At 72.4% G+C, this 16,362-nt stretch carries 13 protein-coding genes and 1 pseudogene; 2 read left to right on the top strand and 12 right to left on the bottom strand.

Translation table 11 applies throughout. The annotated features are described in order from the left end of the window. From MXD57_RS30190 to uvrC, 11 genes and pseudogenes are all read right to left on the bottom strand, one after another. Nucleotides 1-231, bottom strand: a pseudogene (locus MXD57_RS30190) (glucose-6-phosphate isomerase); the annotation flags it as partial. Nucleotides 232-470: 239 nt separating this feature from the next. Further along, nucleotides 471-806 carry an RNA polymerase-binding protein RbpA gene (locus tag MXD57_RS30195; protein WP_003976875.1) on the bottom strand — a complete coding sequence of 112 codons (336 nt, stop codon included), beginning with the start codon at nt 804-806 and terminating at the stop codon, nt 471-473. A 209-nt stretch (nt 807-1,015) separates the two neighbouring features. Continuing rightward, complete coding sequence (gene secG / locus MXD57_RS30200; protein WP_250405352.1) at nt 1,016-1,252, bottom strand: preprotein translocase subunit SecG; 237 nt, start codon at nt 1,250-1,252, stop codon at nt 1,016-1,018. Between the two features lie 108 nt (nt 1,253-1,360). Continuing rightward, nucleotides 1,361-2,137 carry a triose-phosphate isomerase gene (tpiA, locus tag MXD57_RS30205; protein WP_250405353.1) on the bottom strand — a complete coding sequence of 259 codons (777 nt, stop codon included), beginning with the start codon at nt 2,135-2,137 and terminating at the stop codon, nt 1,361-1,363. Nucleotides 2,138-2,142: 5 nt separating this feature from the next. Then, nucleotides 2,143-3,354: a phosphoglycerate kinase gene (locus MXD57_RS30210; RefSeq protein WP_250405354.1), complete on the bottom strand. Its 1,212-nt coding sequence runs from the start codon at nt 3,352-3,354 to the stop codon at nt 2,143-2,145. A 144-nt stretch (nt 3,355-3,498) separates the two neighbouring features. After that, nucleotides 3,499-4,509 carry a type I glyceraldehyde-3-phosphate dehydrogenase gene (gap, locus tag MXD57_RS30215; protein ID WP_199210127.1) on the bottom strand — a complete coding sequence of 337 codons (1,011 nt, stop codon included), beginning with the start codon at nt 4,507-4,509 and terminating at the stop codon, nt 3,499-3,501. A gap of 296 nt (nt 4,510-4,805) precedes the next feature. Further along, nucleotides 4,806-7,760: a M14 family metallopeptidase gene (locus tag MXD57_RS30220; RefSeq protein WP_250405355.1), complete on the bottom strand. Its 2,955-nt coding sequence runs from the start codon at nt 7,758-7,760 to the stop codon at nt 4,806-4,808. Nucleotides 7,761-7,921: 161 nt separating this feature from the next. Further along, nucleotides 7,922-8,911: a DNA-binding protein WhiA gene (whiA, locus tag MXD57_RS30225; protein WP_250405356.1), complete on the bottom strand. Its 990-nt coding sequence runs from the start codon at nt 8,909-8,911 to the stop codon at nt 7,922-7,924. Then, nucleotides 8,902-9,996 carry a gluconeogenesis factor YvcK family protein gene (locus tag MXD57_RS30230; RefSeq protein WP_250405357.1) on the bottom strand — a complete coding sequence of 365 codons (1,095 nt, stop codon included), beginning with the start codon at nt 9,994-9,996 and terminating at the stop codon, nt 8,902-8,904. The genes whiA and MXD57_RS30230 overlap by 10 nt, the downstream gene beginning before the upstream one ends. Then, nucleotides 9,993-11,018 carry an RNase adapter RapZ gene (rapZ, locus tag MXD57_RS30235; RefSeq protein ID WP_250405358.1) on the bottom strand — a complete coding sequence of 342 codons (1,026 nt, stop codon included), beginning with the start codon at nt 11,016-11,018 and terminating at the stop codon, nt 9,993-9,995. The genes MXD57_RS30230 and rapZ overlap by 4 nt, the downstream gene beginning before the upstream one ends. Next, on the bottom strand, nt 11,015-13,210 hold the full coding sequence (gene uvrC / locus MXD57_RS30240) for an excinuclease ABC subunit UvrC (RefSeq protein WP_250405359.1): 2,196 nt from the start codon (nt 13,208-13,210) through the stop codon (nt 11,015-11,017). Before uvrC ends, rapZ begins: the two co-directional genes overlap by 4 nt. A gap of 326 nt (nt 13,211-13,536) precedes the next feature. Between uvrC and MXD57_RS30245 the strand changes: the two genes are divergently transcribed. Beyond that, the gene (locus tag MXD57_RS30245) at nt 13,537-14,484 is read left to right on the top strand and encodes a hypothetical protein (RefSeq protein ID WP_250405360.1); all 948 of its coding nucleotides are present in this window, start codon (nt 13,537-13,539) and stop codon (nt 14,482-14,484) included. Nucleotides 14,485-14,545: 61 nt separating this feature from the next. On the opposite strand, the gene MXD57_RS30250 is transcribed toward MXD57_RS30245, so the two are convergent. Continuing rightward, nucleotides 14,546-14,971 carry a Rieske (2Fe-2S) protein gene (locus MXD57_RS30250; protein WP_250405361.1) on the bottom strand — a complete coding sequence of 142 codons (426 nt, stop codon included), beginning with the start codon at nt 14,969-14,971 and terminating at the stop codon, nt 14,546-14,548. 495 nt (nt 14,972-15,466) lie between these two features. On the opposite strand from MXD57_RS30250, the gene MXD57_RS30260 reads away from it, so the two are divergent. Next, the coding region (locus tag MXD57_RS30260) for a carbohydrate kinase family protein (protein ID WP_250405362.1) at nt 15,467-16,362 on the top strand (896 nt) is incomplete at its 3' end.

The raw sequence follows: 16,362 nt of genomic DNA on the forward strand, positions 1-16,362 counted from the left end.
GACGTCCGTCGCGGCGGCGAGCTCGCGCAGCAGCCGCAGCGTGTCGTCGGTGACCAGGTGCTTGGAGTAGTCGATGTGCAGGTCGCCGACCTGCAGCGTGTACCCGGCGCCGCGCTCGGGGTCGGCGGCGAACAGGTCCCGCAGATGGGTGTCGGCCAGCTCCTCCCGGTGCTTGGCGAGAGCGCTCCACTCGGGCCTCTGGTTGAGCCTGGTACGGCCGTCTGCGTTCATCTCGACGTCAGCCTTCTTTCCTGCGACCTGTCGTGCTGTGTACCTTGCCCCGCTGCCGGTCCCAACCTAGTTGATCAGCACCGGGACGAGCGCTCGTGGCGTCGTCGACGCGGGCAACAACAGGTACGTCCGGCTTGCGGGCAGGTGTCAGCACGACGGCGGCGGGAAAGCGTCCCGGCCGCGCGGGCCCCGCCACGACCGCGGCCGGACGCCCGTGGGCGCCCGGCCGGTCGCGGGTCTCAGATCTCGCCGCGCAGCTTGGCGAGGGCCTCGGCGAGGATCGCCTCGCCGTCCGCGTCGCTGCGCCGCTCCCGTACGTACGCGAGGTGCGTCTTGTACGGCTCGGTGCGCGGCGGGTCCGGCGGGTTGTCCCGGTCCTGGCCGGCCGGGAAGCCGCAGCGCGGGCAGTCCCAGGTCTCGGGCACCTGCGCGTCGCTGGCGAAGCTGGGCTGGGTCTCATGCCCGTTGGAGCACCAGAAGGAGATGCGCAGACGCGGCGCGGACTCGCCGCGCTCGGCCTCGCCCATCGGCCCCGCCCCGACCCGGCTACCTCGGATCGCGTTGCCACTTGCCACGGTCGTAACTCCCTGCGTGATGGTGCCGCAAAGCGAGTCGGCGTTTCGCTTCACTGCGAGCGCCTCAGTCTACGTAAGGCCCAACGCGCGTCCAGTGATTGGAGTTACCGCCCCGCACACGGACGCAGGCCCCATGATAGGCCGCGCACAGGGGCGCGTACCGAACATGGGGCCTTGCGTACGGAATGGACGTACCCGGGCGGTGCGGATCAGCCGTTCGACTTCATCAGCAGGCCGAGGACGACGATGCAGGCGAACCACAGGAGCCCGACCACGACGGTGATCCGGTCCAGGTTGCGCTCGGCGACCGAGGAGCCGCCGACGGACGACTGCATGCCGCCACCGAACATGTCGGAGAGGCCGCCGCCCTTTCCCTTGTGCATCAGCACCAGCAGCATCATCAGCAGGCTGAAGACGATCAGGGCGATCGAGAACCCCAGAACCACGGCTGGACCAACTTCCTCGGAATCGGATGGACGACGGGGGCACAGCACCAGGGCCGTGCCCCCGCAAGGGTACGACGAATCGCCGTTACCGCCTACTCACGGCCTCGATCACTGATCGCGGAACCGAACGATCTTCACGAACTCGTCGGCGTCCAGCGAGGCACCGCCGACCAGGGCGCCGTCGATGTCGGCCTGCGCCATGATCTCGGCGACGTTGCCCGACTTCACGGAGCCGCCGTACTGGATGCGGACCGCGTCGGCCAGCTCCTGGGAGTACAGCTCGGCGAGCTTGGCGCGGATGGCGGCGCAGACCTCCTGGGCGTCCGAGGCGCCGCAGACCTTGCCCGTGCCGATGGCCCACACCGGCTCGTAGGCGATCACGATCGTCTCGGCCTGCTCGGCCGGGAGGTCCTTCAGGCCGCCCTCGACCTGCGCGAGGGTGTGCGCCACGTGGTCGCCCGCCTCGCGGACGTCCAGCTCCTCGCCGACGCACAGGATCGGGGTGAGACCGTGCTTGTAGGCGGCCTTGACCTTGGCGTTCACGACGTCGTCGGTCTCGTTGTGGTACTGCCGGCGCTCGGAGTGGCCGACCGCCACGTACGTGCACTTCAGCTTGGCCAGCATCGAGCCGGAGATCTCGCCGGTGTAGGCGCCGGAGTCGTGCGCGGACAGGTCCTGGGCGCCGTACTTGATCCTGAGCTTGTCGCCGTCGACCAGGGTCTGCACGGAGCGCAGGTCGGTGAAGGGCGGCAGGACGGCGACCTCGACGGCCTCGTAGTCCTTGTCGGCCAGGGCGAAGGCGAGCTTCTGGACGTGCGCGATGGCCTCGAGGTGGTTGAGGTTCATCTTCCAGTTGCCCGCCATCAGCGGCGTGCGCGTGCTCATTGAGTTCAGTCCTCCAGTGCGGCGAGGCCGGGGAGCGTCTTGCCCTCGAGGTATTCGAGGGAGGCGCCACCACCGGTCGAGATATGGCCGAATGCGTTCTCGTCGAAGCCGAGCGTACGCACGGCCGCGGCGGAGTCACCGCCGCCGACGACGGTGAAGCCGTCGGTCTCCACGAGGGCCTGGGCGACCGCCCTGGTGCCCTCGGCGTAGTCGGGGTGCTCGAAGACGCCCATGGGACCGTTCCAGAAGACGGTCTCGGCGTCGGCGAGCTTCGAGGCGTAGAGCTCCCGGGTCCTCGGACCGATGTCCAGGCCCTCCTGGTCGGCGGGGATCCGGTCCGCGTCGACCACGGTGTGCTCGGTGGCCGCCTTGGCCTTGAGGTCCGGGAACTCCCGGGAGACCACGACGTCGAGGGGCAGCAGCAGCTCGACGCCCTGCTTCTGCGCGCGCTCCATGTACTCGGTGACGGCCGGGACCTGGTCCTCCTGCAGGAGGGAGATGCCGACCTCGTAGCCCTTGGCCTTGAGGAAGGTGTAGGCCATGCCGCCGCCGATGAGCAGGCGGTCGGCCTTGTCGAGCAGCTCGTCGATGACGGCGAGCTTGTCGGAGACCTTGGCGCCGCCGAGCGCGACGACGTACGGGCGCTTGACGTCCTCGGTGAGCTTCCTCAGGACGCCGACCTCGGCGGCGATGAGGTGGCCGGCGTAGTGCGGCAGGCGGGCCGGGAGGTCGTACACCGAGGCGTGCTTGCGGTGCACGGCGCCGAAGCCGTCACCGACGTACACGTCGGCGAGGGCGGCGAGCCTGTCGGCGAACGCGCCGCGCTCGGCGTCGTCCTTGGCCGTCTCGCCCGGGTTGAAGCGGAGGTTCTCCAGGACGGCGACCTGGCCGTCGGAGAGCCCGGCGACCGTCTCCTGGGCGGACCGCCCCACGGTGTCGGCCGCGAAGGCCACGGCGGAGCCGAGGAGTTCACCCAGGCGGGAGGCCGCCGGGGCGAGGGAGAAGGCGGGGTCCGGGGCGCCCTTGGGGCGGCCCAGGTGCGAGGCGACGACCACCCTGGCGCCCGCGTCCGCGAGGGCCTTCACGGTGGGCAGGACGGCACGGATGCGGCCGTCGTCGGTGATGGTCCCGTCGGCGAGCGGCACGTTGAGGTCGGCGCGGACGAAGACCCGCTTTCCGCTCACGCCGTCGGCGAGAAGTTCGTCGATCGTCTTCATGGGGTGGACTCCTGAGGAGGGCTCTTGATGCCCCTGATCGTATGAGGGCGTGGTCCGTACGCGAGACAGGGCCCGGACAGCGCGACGGTGCGCTGCCCGAGCCCTGCTCTCACTTCAAGGTCCTGCTGCTGTGATCTTGGGCGATCAGAGCTGGTCGCCGACGAAGACCGTGAGGTCCACGAGGCGGTTGGAGTAGCCCCACTCGTTGTCGTACCAGCCCAGGATCTTCACCGAGTTGCCGTCCTGAACCATGGTCAGGGAGGAGTCGAAGGTGCAGGAGGCCGGGTCGCCGACGATGTCCGAGGAGACGATCTCGTCCTCGGTGTAGGCCAGGAAGCCCTTGAGGTCGCCGTCCTCGGAGGCCTTCTTGAACGCGGCGTTGACCTCGTCCTTGGTGACCTCGCGCTGGAGCTGCACCACCAGGTCGGTGGCGGAGCCGGTGGGAACCGGCACGCGCATCGCGATGCCGTCCAGCTTGCCCTTGAGCTGCGGCAGGACCAGCGCGGTGGCCTTGGCGGCACCCGTGGTGGTCGGGATGATGTTCTCGGCGGCGGCACGGGCGCGGCGCAGGTCCTTGTGCGGGAAGTCCAGGATGCGCTGGTCGTTCGTGTACGCGTGCACCGTCGTCATCAGGCCCTTGACGATGCCGAAGTTCTCGTCGAGCACCTTCGCCATCGGCGCCACGCAGTTGGTGGTGCAGGAGGCGTTGGAGATGACGTGGTGGTTCGCCGGGTCGTACTTGTCCTGGTTGACGCCCATCACGATGGTGATGTCCTCGTCCTTGGCCGGAGCCGAGATGAGGACCTTCTTGGCGCCGCCGGCGATGTGCTTGGCGGCGTCCTCCTTCTTGGTGAAGATGCCGGTCGACTCGATGACGATGTCGACGCCCAGCTCCCCCCAGGGGATGTCGGCCGGGTTGCGCTCCGACAGGACCTTGATGGTGTGGCCGTCGACGGTGATCGTGTCGGCGGTGTGGGAGACCTCCTGCTTGAGGCGGCCCAGGATCGTGTCGTACTTCAGCAGGTGCGCGGTGGTCGCGGTGTCACCCAGGTCATTGACAGCCACGACCTCGATGTCCGCACCCTGCTGCAGCAGTGCGCGGAAGTAGTTACGCCCGATGCGGCCGAAGCCGTTGATGCCTACGCGGATCGTCACGAACCGATCTCCTCGTTGGTACGCCGGCCATGCGGTGCCGGCGAGCTGTATTTGGGATGTCCCCGACCACCCCCGACCCTACCCCTCCGGGGGCCCTGGGGTGACATCGAGATGCCGCATACACGGGCAGTGGGTCCGTACCCGTCAGTAGGGTACGGACCCACCCGGATCGGCATTCGTTTCACTCCCATTTGTTGCGGAATGCGAGCGCCCTCCGACGCCTTTTTCACTCGTTCGTGAGCGGGTCGGCTCACCTGATGAGCAAGCCCCGGCGCACTGTTGAGAGGGGGCTCCGCTCACCTGTCGAGTGCGGCCAGCGCCTTCCTCACCACGGCGGCCCGGTCGGCGGCCGACGGCACCTGTTCCAGCCCGAACCCGAGCAGCACGGTGCGGTCGGTGGTCACCGCTCCGTAGGTCTGGAACAGGGTCCCGGTCCGGGTCCAGTCCTTCAGCACCGCCGGGCTGCCGGCGGGCGGACCGGACACCTTCCAGGCGCCGAGGGACGACTCGAATCCCTCCGTGTCCCTCGCCGTGCCGCCGACGACGAGGGAGGCGTCGTCGGCGAGGACACCGTGTCCGCCGCTGCCCGGGTCGGTGACGTAGGCGATGGAGACCTCCACCGTCCGCCCGGCGTAGGCGCCGAGGTCGAAGCCCGTCTGCCGCCAGCCGTCCGAGCTGCCGGTGAGGCTGTGCCACGAACCGGTGGTGCCGGTCGGGGCGCAGGTGCCGTCCCCGAGCGTCAGGTAGTGCCCGAGCCACGGGTGCTCGCCGATCAGGAAGCCGGCTCCGCACTCGGCCGGTACGGCGTCGGTGGTGGCCCCGCCCTTCTCCGGCAGGGTCGTCCAGTCGTCGGCGCCCACGGTGTGCGCCTCGACCACGGCGTGGTCGTAGCCGGGTTCGGTGTCCCAGAGCAGGCGGGTGGACAGGGTGGGCCGCTCCGCCGCGCTGACACCGGTGAGGTCGATGGTGCGGGTGAGGCGCTTGTAGGCGTCGTCGGTGTGCACCGCGGCGGCCATGGCGGAGCCGCTGTACGGCCCGTACGGGTTGACGGTGCCGGCGAACCGGCCCGCGCCCTCGCTCCTGAACTGCGGGTACGTGGACGGGGGCAGCTCGTCGGAGGTGACGCCGTAGGTGCCGGCCCGGTCCAGCGGATTGCCGGGCGCGTCACCCAGGGCGCCGCTGTAGCCGTCGAGGCCGCCGGAGCCGGTGAAACCGGTCGCCCCCTTGGTCGAGGTGCGGCTGTAGGCGCCCAGGTAGTACTGGCTGAAGTCGTTCGAGAGCGTCCCGTCACCGAGGTCGACGCTGCCGCCGGCCAGTTCGCCGGCCTCGATCAGCCTGCCGCCCTCGTTCAGGTAGGCGCGAAGCTGCAGCTGGGTGGCGTTGCCCGGGCCGCCCGGGCCCGAGTAGTGCACGACGGTGCGGAAGTGCTTCAGCACGCCGAGGGCGTCCGGGGCGCCCCGCAGGGCCACGTCCCACACGATCGCCCGGCGCCCGGCCGCCCGGAGCGCGTCCACGTACTTCCGTGCCTCGGCGGCGGTCGCGCCCTCCTCGGCGACGACGAGCGTGTCCGCGCGGGACCGCTCGGCGACGGTGTAGGTGAAGTGCGGGCCGGTCACCTTCCCGCCCTTGCCCGCCTCACCGGTGAACCACACCTCGACCCGGTCGCCCGGCCTGCCCCCGCGCACCGTGGCCCGGTACTCCTCGAAGTAGAGGTCGTCCTCGCCGCCGTAGGTCCGGCCGCCCCGCCAGGGCCGCAGCGGCCGCTCGTGCGTACGGCCCTTGTTGACGCGGTACTTGAGCCTCTTGCCGCGGACCGCCCTGCGGACGACGGCCGAGACCTCCTGGCCGGCACCGCGGGAGTACGACGTGGTGAAGGCGGCCGGGGTGATGTCGGCGGCGGTGAGACCGACCGCGGAGACCGGCCGGTCCGGGTGGGCGGCGGTCTCGGCGACGGAGAGCGCGAAGGGGACGTTCTTCACGAACTCCTGCTGGATCAGCTTCTCGTCGTCGGGGAAGTTGAACACCGACCGGCAGTCCTGCGGCCTCCAGGCGTCGTCCGGATCGACCTCCGAGGCGGTCTGGCAGGTCGACATCTCGGGAGTGAACATCGAGACGCCGTTGACGTTCGAGGCGTGGCCGTCCGCCTCGCCGTTGGTGGTGTACAGCTCCGAGGAGAGCTGCGGGTGGTAGCCCGGAACGGCCGGTTCGGCGGGGGTGCCGGCGAGCGCCCGGTAGAGGACGTCGTCGGGGGTGGGCGTGGCCACCTGCCAGCCGACGCCGTAGAGCAGGAGTTCGGCCGCGGAGTGGTAGTTGACGGCGTACTCGAACCCGACCCGCTTCTCGAGGCGGTCCAGGGCCACGGTCTCCGGCTCCGACCCGGGGCTCGCGCCGCGGTAGGTCTGACTGGTGGGATTGGGGGACGAACCCTCGTCGTCGTAGCCCCACTTGTAGGCGAAGTTGCGGTTGAGGTCGACGCCGTCGCCGGTGCCGATGACACCGTCGCCGTTGACGTCACGGAGGTTCTTGCGCCACAGGCGGTTGCCGGGGCTCTTGAAGGTGTAGTCGTAGCCGTCGGGGTTGGCGGACAGGACGAACCACAGCTCGGTCGAGTCGACGATCCTTCTGATGCGCCGGTCGGTGCGGTAGTTGTCCAGGTAGTAGTGCATCAGGCGGCGGGTCGTCTCGGGCGTGATCCACTCGCGCGCGTGCTGGTTCGACATGTAGAGCACGGAGGGCTTGGAGCCGTCCTTCGACTTCCTGGCGTCCCTGGTCAGTCTGAGCGCGAGGATGTCCTGGCCGCCGACGGTCTTCCCGATGGACTCGACCTTGGTCAGGCCGGGGTTGGCCCGCGCCGTCCGCAGGATCTCCTCCTTCAGGCCGCCGTCGCCGCTGTACGGGCGGAACACGCCCTGGGCGGCGTCCTCCAGGCGGGCCTCGGTGCGGGCCGACAGGGTGTGCTCGGTGAGCCGGACACCCTGCCGCTCGAGCCTCCTGGCCTGGCGCTCGGTCAGATAGACCTCGACGCCGGTCCGGCCGCCCGCGGCCACCTGCCCGGACAGCTCGCGGCCGTCCTGGCCGACCGCGAGGAGCAGGGGCAGCTGCTGGCGGGTGACCTGGGCGCGGAAGACCTTCACCGCGTCGGGGTGGGCCGGGGTGGAACCCGCTCCCCGCGCCTGGGCGACGGGCGTGAGGCTCGCGGCTGCGGCGAGGAGCGCGCCGACGGCGAGGATCGATCTCGCTCTGTGTCTCATGAACCCCCCTAGGGCCTGACCGCCCCAGCGACGACCAGGCTGCCAGGTTCATGTCACTCCATGATCGAGTCAAGGGCGCCTCATGGCCACGCAAACGCCGGTGCCGGCCGCCCAAGTGGGCGCCGCCACCGGCGAGTCGGGGTGAGTCGGCGTGGAGCGGATCAGCCCGCCAGGTTGTCCGCCAGTTCCTCCGAGAGGTTGGACTCGGTGCCCGGGACGCCCATGTCGGAGGCGCGCTTGTCGGCCATCGCCAGCAGCCGGCGGATCCGGCCCGCGACCGCGTCCTTGGTGAGCGGCGGATCGGCGAGCGCCCCCAGCTCCTCCAGGGAGGCCTGCTTGTGCTCCATGCGCAGGCGCCCGGCGGCGGCGAGGTGCTCGGGCACCTCCTCGCCGAGGATCTCCAGGGCCCGCTGGACCCGGGCACCGGCGGCCACGGCGGCACGCGCCGAGCGTCGCAGGTTGGCGTCGTCGAAGTTGGCGAGCCGGTTGGCGGTGGCCCGCACCTCGCGCCGCATCCGGCGCTCCTCCCAGGCCAGCACGGACTCGTGCGCGCCGAGCCGGGTCAGCAGGGCGCCGATCGCGTCACCGTCACGGACGACCACCCGGTCCACCCCGCGCACCTCGCGGGCCTTGGCCGCGATGGACAGCCGGCGGGCGGCACCGACCAGGGCGAGCGCGGCCTCCGGCCCGGGACAGGTCACCTCCAGGGAGGAGGAACGGCCCGGCTCGGTCAGCGAGCCGTGTGCCAGGAACGCCCCGCGCCAGGCGGCCTCCGCGTCGCAGGTGGCCCCCGAGACCACCTGCGGGGGCAGGCCGCGGATCGGACGGCCCCGGCCGTCGACGAGACCGGTCTGGCGGGCGAGCTGGTCACCGCCCGCCACGACCCGCACCACGTAGCGCGAGCCGCGGCGCAGGCCACCGGGCGCCATGACGATCAGTTCCGAGCTGTGGCCGAAGATCTCCAGGATGTCCCGCTTGAGCCGGCGGGCGGCCATCGCGGTGTCCAGCTCCGCCTCGATCACGATGCGCCCGCTCACCAGGTGAAGGCCGCCGGCGAACCGCAGAATGGCGGAGACCTCCGCCTTCCTGCAGCAGGTCCGGGTGACGGGGAGCCGGGAGATCTCGTCCTTCACCGCTGCCGTCATCGCCATGGGCCGATCCTTCCATGCATCCGAAAAATACGGTCGTACGCGGCGGCCAACAGCTCCGGGTCGTGCCTGGGGCTTCCGTCGGTCTGGGCCACCGGCGCCAGCTCGACCGCGGCCCCGAGCCGCTTGGCGGCCTCGGTGAGGGAGTCGCGGTCGGGCACGGCGGCCTCGTCGGCCAGCACCACGTCCAGGGCGAGTTTAGGGGCGTGTCGCCCCAAAACCTCCAAATGACGCTGCGGGGAGAAGCCCTCGGTTTCTCCCGGCTGCGGGGCGAGGTTCAGCGACAGTACACGGCGCGCCTTGGTCGCGGTGAGGGCGTCCAGCAGCTCGGGGACGAGCAGGTGCGGGATGACCGAGGAGAACCAGGAGCCGGGGCCGAGCACCACCCAGTCCGCGTCCAGGACCGCGGCGACGGCGTCCGGGACGGCCGGCGGGTCGTGCGGCACGAGGTGCACCGACTGCACCTCGCCCGGCGTGAGGGCCACCGTCGCCTGGCCGCGGACGGTGTCCACGTCCTCGGGGCGCTCCGGGTCGTGCCCCTTGACCAGGGCCTGCAGCTCCAGCGGCACGGCGGACATGGGCAGCACCCGCCCGTGCGCGCCGAGCAGCTTGCCGACCAGGTCCAGAGCCTGCACGTGGTCGCCGAGCTGCTCCCACAGGGCCACGATCAGCAGGTTGCCGACCGCGTGGTCGTGCAGGTCGCCCTGGGACTGGAAGCGGTGCTGGATGACCCGGGCCCAGGTCTGCCCCCAGTCGTCGTCCCCGCACAGCGCGGCCAGCGCCTTGCGCAGGTCCCCGGGCGGGAGCACGCCCAGCTCGTCGCGCAGCCGGCCGCTGGAGCCGCCGTCGTCGGCCACCGTGACGACGGCGGTGAGGTCACCGGTGATCCGGCGCAGCGCGGCGAGCGAGGCGGACAGACCCATGCCGCCGCCGAGCGCGACGACCTTGGGCTGGGCTCCGCGCCTGCGGGGGCGGCCGCCGCGAGCCTCCGCCGCGCGGGCCGCCCCGCCGTCGGCCGCCGTACGGCCCTGGCGGCTGTCCGGCACCATCCGGCGCAGCCGGCTCAGCCGCCGTGTACGTTCCGTCATTCCCGTCCCATGTCCCGGTGTACGAGCACCGTCTCCACGCCCTCGGCCGCGAGGCGCGCGGCGAGCTTCTCCGACATCGCCACCGAACGGTGCTTGCCCCCGGTGCAGCCGATGGCGATGGTCACGTACCGCTTGCCCTCGCGCCGGTAACCGGCCGCGACGAGGCGCAGCAGCTCGGCGTACCGGTCGAGGAACTCCTTGGCGCCGGGCTGGTTGAAGACGTAACGGGCGACCTCCTCGTTGACGCCGGTGTACGGGCGCAGCTCCGGGACCCAGTGCGGGTTGGGCAGGAAGCGCATGTCCGCGACCAGGTCGGCGTCGACCGGGAGACCGTACTTGAAGCCGAAGGACATGACGGTGGCCCGCAGCTCGGGCTCCTCCTCGCCCGCGAACTGGGCGTCCATCTTGGCTCGCAGCTCGTGCACGTTCAGGCTGGAGGTGTCGATCACCAGGTCCGCGTCGCCGCGCAGTTCGCGCAGCAGTTCGCGCTCGGCGGCGATGCCGTCGACGATCCGGCCGTCGCCCTGCAGGGGGTGCGGGCGGCGCACCGACTCGAAGCGGCGCACCAGGGCGTCGTCGGAGGACTCCAGGAAGACGATCCGCCGGGTGACGTGCTTGGCCTCCAGGTCCGCCAGGGACTCGCGGAGGTTGTCGAAGAAGCGGCGGCCGCGCACGTCGACGACGACCGCGATCCGCGCCACGTTGCCCTGGGAGCGGGCGCCCAGCTCGACCATGGTCGGGATGAGCGCGGGCGGCAGGTTGTCGACGACGAACCAGCCGAGGTCCTCCAGGCACTTCGCCGCCGTCGACCGGCCCGCTCCGGACATGCCGGAGATGATCACCAGCTCGGGAATGGCCGCCTCGGCGGGGCCGGCCGGTGTGACGTCCGTGCTCACCTGTGCTCCGTTGTCCTGGACCGGCTGCCGCGGGTCTGCGGCGGCCGCCTGGCGCGGCTGGTTCCCGCCCGCTTCCCCGTGCGCCTGTTCTCGCTGTGCCGTGGGCTGTGCGTCGTGCTCGGTCATGTCTCCTGCCCCCGTCGTTCGTCCGGGAGGCCCGCGCTCACGGGCTCTCCCGCGGAACCCGCCGTCGTTCCGGGTTCCTCGTCCTCAATGATCTCTCCGGTCGCCGTGTTCACGGCGGGGCCGGCCGGGACCGCCCCGGCGAGGGCCGCGGCGATGGTCTCGGCCGTCTTGCGGCCTATCCCGGGCACCTCCTGGATCTGCTCGATTGTCGCGGACCGCAGTCTCTTCACCGAGCCGAAATGCTTGATGAGCGCCTGCTTGCGGGTGTCGCCGAGGCCGGGTACGTCGTCCAGGGGGCCGGCGCGGAAACGCCTGGCGCGCCTGGTGCGCTGATAGGTGATCGCGAAGCGGTGGGCCTCGTCCCGTACCCGCTGGAGCAGGTACAGGCCCTCGCTGGTGCGGGGCAGGACCACCGGGTCGTCCTCGCCGGGCACCCATACCTCCTCCAGGCGCTTGGCGAGGCCGCACACGGCGATGTCGTCGATGCCCAGTTCGTCCAGTGCCCGGCGGGCCGCGGCGACCTGCGGCTGCCCTCCGTCGACGACCACGAGCTGGGGCGGGTAGGCGAACTTCCTGGGACGGCCGTCGTCGTCCTTGAGGGCGCCGTCGAGCACGTCGGTGCCGTTCGGCGGGACGCCCGTGCCGTCGCTGGGCGGGGTTCCGCCGAGGCTGGGCGGGGTACCGCCGTCAGCGGATGCGGGCCCTTCGCCGGTGGGGGCGGGCCCGCCGTCGCCGAGCGCGGTCCCGACGCCGGCCGCCGCCTCCCGGCCGTCGGCCCACTCCCCCGTCCGCTCCTTCTCCGCGAGGTAGCGCCGGAAGCGGCGGCCGATGACCTCGTGCATGGAGCGGACGTCGTCCTGCCCGGCGAAGCCCTTGATCTGGAAGCGGCGGTACTCGCTCTTGCGCTGCAGCCCGTCCTCGAAGACGACCATGGAGGCGACCACGTCGTCGCCCTGGAGGTGCGAGATGTCGTAGCACTCGATGCGCAGCGGCGCGCTGTCCAGGTCCAGGGCCTCGGCGATCTCCTCCAGCGCGCGCGAACGCGTGGTCAGGTCGGAGGCGCGCTTGGTCTTGTGCAGCGCGAGGGCCTGCAGGGCGTTGCGCTGCACGGTCTCCATGAGCGCCCTCTTGTCGCCGCGCTGCGGCACACGCAGCGAGACGTGCGCCCCGCGGCGGCCGGCCAGCCACTCCTGGACCGGCTCGACCGGCTCCGGCAGGGCCGGGACCAGGACCTCCTTGGGTACGGCGTCCCCGCTCTCCTCGCCGTAGAGCTGCTGCAGGGCGTGCTCGACGAGGGCACCGGTCGTGACCTCCTCGACCTTGTCCGTCACCCAGCCGCGCTGGCCGCGCACCCGGCCGCCGCGCACGTGGAAGATCTGCACCGCCGCCTCCAGCTCGTCCTCGGCGACGGCGATGAGGTCGGCGTCGGTCGCGTCGGCGAGGACGACCGCGTTCTTCTCCATGGCCTTCTTCAGGGCCCCGATGTCGTCGCGCAGGCGGGCGGCCCGCTCGTACTCCATCTCCTGCGCGGCCCGGGCCATCCGGCCCTCCAGACGGCGGAGGTAGGTGCCGGTGCGGCCGGCCATGAAGTCGCTGAACTCCTCGGCCAGGTCCCGGTGGTCCTCCGGGGTGATCCGGCCGACGCAGGGGGCGGAGCACTTGCCGATGTAACCGAGCAGGCAGGGCCGGCCCGTGCGGGCGGCGTTCTTGAAGACACCGGCCGAGCAGGTGCGCACCGGGAAGACCCGGAGCAGCAGGTCCACGGTGTCCCGGATGGCCCACGCGTGCGCGTACGGGCCGAAGTACCTGACGCCCTTCTTCTTGTGACCGCGCATCACCTGCACGCGCGGGAACTCCTCGTTCATCGTCACGGCGAGGTACGGGTAGCTCTTGTCGTCGCGGTACTTGACGTTGAACCGGGGGTCGTACTCCTTGATCCAGGAGTACTCCAGCTGCAGCGCCTCGACCTCCGTGGACACCACGGTCCACTCCACGGACGCGGCGGTGGTCACCATCGTCCGGGTGCGGGGGTGCAGGCCCGCCAGGTCCTGGAAGTAGTTCGCCAGGCGCTGGCGCAGGCTCTTCGCCTTTCCGACGTAGATCACCCGGCGGTGCTCGTCACGGAACCTGTACACCCCGGGAGAGTCCGGGATCTCACCCGGCCTGGGGCGGTAGCTGGAGGGATCGGCCATGCTCCACACCCTACTGGCGAGCGCCGACACCGCGTCGGGCCTGTGGACGGCGCTCCCCGGGGAGGGCGCTTCCCGGCCGGACGGGACCGGCCGGAAACGGCGCGTGCGGGGGCCCCGGCCAGGCCGGAGCGGAGCGCGACCGGTCCGCGGTGTTGTCGGGTCATGGTCAACACGCTTCAATGCGTGGGAACTCGGGGCCGTGCCCACCGGGCACGGACGCGACGTGCGCGGGAACGGGCGTACCCGGGCGCCCGCGGGAGTGGATCCCACGCCCGCGCCAGCGGTCTGACCAGCCGTCGTGACACCTCACAGAAAGGCCTCTGTCCATGCGGCACGCCACAGAGCACGCGGACGTCCCCACCGCCGAACTGGACACGGCCCTGCGGGGCGGCCCCTTCCATGTGGCGCTGCGCGCCGCGATAGCCGCCCGCGGACTGCCGCTCCAGCGCGTGCAGCACCACCTGTCCCGCCACGGGGTCCGGGTCGGCGTCACGAGCCTGAGCTACTGGCAGCAGGGGGCCCGGCGCCCGCAGCGCCCCGAGTCGCTGCGCGCGGTGCGGGCGCTGGAGGAGATCCTGCGGCTGCCGGACGAGTCACTGATCCGGCTGCTCACCGAGCCCGGCGGGTCCGGGCCCACCGGCCGCGGTCCGGCCCGCTCCTACCGCTCCCTGGCCGCGGCCTGTGACGCCGGGAACCGGCTCGGAGCCGATCTGGACTGGTTCCGGGACGGGGGGCTGCACACCCTGGGCCGGCACGAGCGGGTCCGGATCGGTGCCCGGCGCGAGCTGGCCGGGCTGGAGTCCCAGCACATCGTGCGGGCCCATCGCGACGGCGTCGACCGCTTCGTCGCCGTCCACCACGGCGACCCCGGCTGCAGTCCGGGCGCGATGGCGGTGCACGCACTGGAGAACTGCCGCACCGGCCGGGTCCGCTGGGACCACGACACCGGTGTGCTGGTGGCGGAGCTGCTGTTCGGTACCCGGCTGAGCTCGGGGGACACGTTTCTCTTCCGCTACGGCGTCGAGGACGGCACGGCGGGAGTGTCGGGCGAGTACGTCCACCGGTTCGGCTCCCCGGGCGGTCAGTACGCGCTCCAGGTGGGCTTCGACGCGGCGGCGCTGCCGGCCCGCTGCCACCGCTTCACCCAGCACACCCCGGCCGCCCCGCGCGGTGGCCGGCAGGAACTGCGCCTCAGCGCGCCGCACCACGGCGTCCATCTGGTCGAGCCCCGGATCCGGCCGGGGATGGTGGGCATCGCGTGGGAGTGGGAGTGACCCCTGCGAACGAGCCCTCCGGTTCTCCCCCGCCGCAGTGACCTCGCCGCCATGGCCCCGCTCAGGCGTCCGGCCCGGCGATGATCCTCCCCTTGGCGGCGCGGACCGGGATCTCGCCGAGCGGTTCGGTGGCCGGGGCCTGCAGCACCTCGCCGGTCAGCGCGTCGAACTCACTGCCGTGGCAGGGGCAGATCAAGGTGGTGCCCCGGAGCTTGTTGATCACACAGCCGGCGTGGGTGCAGACCGTGCTGTAGGCCTTGAGCCCGCCGCCCGCGTCCCGGCCCACCACCACGTTCCGGTCCCGGTAGAGCTTGGCGCCGCCCTTGGCGACCTCGCTCTCGGCGCCGAGGTCGACCGGCGTGGTCGGGGCCGCGCCGGCCGCGTCGCCGCCCGGCGCCGAGCAGGCGGCGAGCCCCAGTCCGGCGGCCGGGGCCGCGGCGGCTCCGCGCAGGACGGTACGACGACTCGCTGACGATCGGGCGGGCATCAGGATCTCCACTGTTCAGGGGGGGGCGGGCAGCCCGACGATACCCGGGGTCCGCGGGGTGCCGAGGAGCGGGTGCGGGGCGGGTGCGGGGCGGCGAGGAGCCGCCGGGGACCCGGTCGGACGCGGCGCGGTGACGTGGCGGACGCGGGCCGCGTAGGCGTTTGCGCGAGCGTTTACGCCATCCGGGCGGATGGGATACCTTCGCGGCCGGAGGCCACGCGCCCGTGGCCCGGCGGCCCGCCCGGCGCCGGAGCCCACCGCCGCCGCCCGGCCCGGCGGGGAGATCGGCGCCCGGGCCGTCCGCGTGCTGCGGGAGCGGCCGGCCGCGCCGGACCGGCCCACCAGGGCCGTCCGGCTGCCCCGCGCCTTCGTCCACCGCACCTCCCGCGGGTGCCCGGAACAGCGGGGCGGGTCAGCGGGCCGCCCGCCGCCCGGGCCCACCGGGACCGCCTGGAGCACGCAGCCGTCCGCGCCTCTGGAGAGGGGAACCGCCTCGTGATCGTCGTCGCCGGAGAGGCACTGATCGACCTGGTACCGCGTGGCCCGGGCGCCCTGGCCGACCTGAGGCCTGCGCCGGGGGGCGGCCCGTACAACACCGCGGTGGCCCTCGGCCGGCTCGGCTCCCCGACCGCCTTCTGCTCCCGCACCTCACTCGACGCCTTCGGCGAGGCCCTGCTCGACGGTCTGCGCCGGGCCGGGGTGGAGGTGTCGGACGTGCAGCGCGGCCCCGAGCCGACCACCCTCGCCGTCGCCACCGTCGACGCCGGCGGCTCGGCCGCCTACTCCTTCTACGTGGACGGCACCGCGGACCGCCTCTTCACCGCCCCCGCCGCTCTTCCCGCGGGTACGCGCGCGGTGTCCTTCGGCACCTGCTCGCTGGTCCTGGAGCCCGGGGCGAGCGCCTACGAGAAGCTGATGCGCGCGGCCGCCGCACGGGGCCTGTTCACCGCCCTCGACCCCAACGTCCGTACCGGGCTCATCCCGGACGCGGACGCCTACCGGGCGCGCTTCCGTGGCTGGCTGCCCTCGGTGACGCTGCTGAAGCTGTCCGAGGAGGACGCCGCGTGGCTCGGCGGCACCCCGCGGGAGTGGCTGGCCGCGGGCCCCTCGGCCGTCGTGGTCACCCGGGGCGGTGAGGGTCTGACCGTGCACACCCGGGACGGTACGGCGTACGCGGAGCACTCCGTACCGGGCGAGAAGGTCGAGGTCGTGGACACCATCGGCGCCGGTGACACCGTGAACGCGGCCCTGCTGCACGGACTGGCCACCCAGGACGCGCTGTCGTCCCGGGGGCTGGCGGCCCTGGGGCGGGACGGCTGGCGGCGGCTGCTGCGGTTCGCGGCGCGCGCGGCGGCGGTCACCTGCTCCCGGGCGGGGGCGGAGCCGCCGTT

Origin of the sequence: Streptomyces cellostaticus, from assembly GCF_023630175.1 — a bacterium.
GTDB lineage: Bacteria > Actinomycetota > Actinomycetes > Streptomycetales > Streptomycetaceae > Streptomyces > Streptomyces cellostaticus_A.

Coding starts and splice junctions, on each gene's coding strand:
- tpiA (WP_250405353.1), bottom strand. CDS start 2,137: ATGAGCACGCGCACGCCGCTGATGGCGGGCAACTGGAAGATGAACCTC.
- MXD57_RS30210 (WP_250405354.1), bottom strand. CDS start 3,354: ATGAAGACGATCGACGAACTTCTCGCCGACGGCGTGAGCGGAAAGCGG.
- MXD57_RS30220 (WP_250405355.1), bottom strand. CDS start 7,760: ATGAGACACAGAGCGAGATCGATCCTCGCCGTCGGCGCGCTCCTCGCC.
- whiA (WP_250405356.1), bottom strand. CDS start 8,911: ATGGCGATGACGGCAGCGGTGAAGGACGAGATCTCCCGGCTCCCCGTC.
- MXD57_RS30230 (WP_250405357.1), bottom strand. CDS start 9,996: ATGACGGAACGTACACGGCGGCTGAGCCGGCTGCGCCGGATGGTGCCG.
- rapZ (WP_250405358.1), bottom strand. CDS start 11,018: ATGACCGAGCACGACGCACAGCCCACGGCACAGCGAGAACAGGCGCAC.
- uvrC (WP_250405359.1), bottom strand. CDS start 13,210: ATGGCCGATCCCTCCAGCTACCGCCCCAGGCCGGGTGAGATCCCGGAC.
- MXD57_RS30245 (WP_250405360.1), top strand. CDS start 13,537: ATGCGGCACGCCACAGAGCACGCGGACGTCCCCACCGCCGAACTGGAC.
- MXD57_RS30250 (WP_250405361.1), bottom strand. CDS start 14,971: ATGCCCGCCCGATCGTCAGCGAGTCGTCGTACCGTCCTGCGCGGAGCC.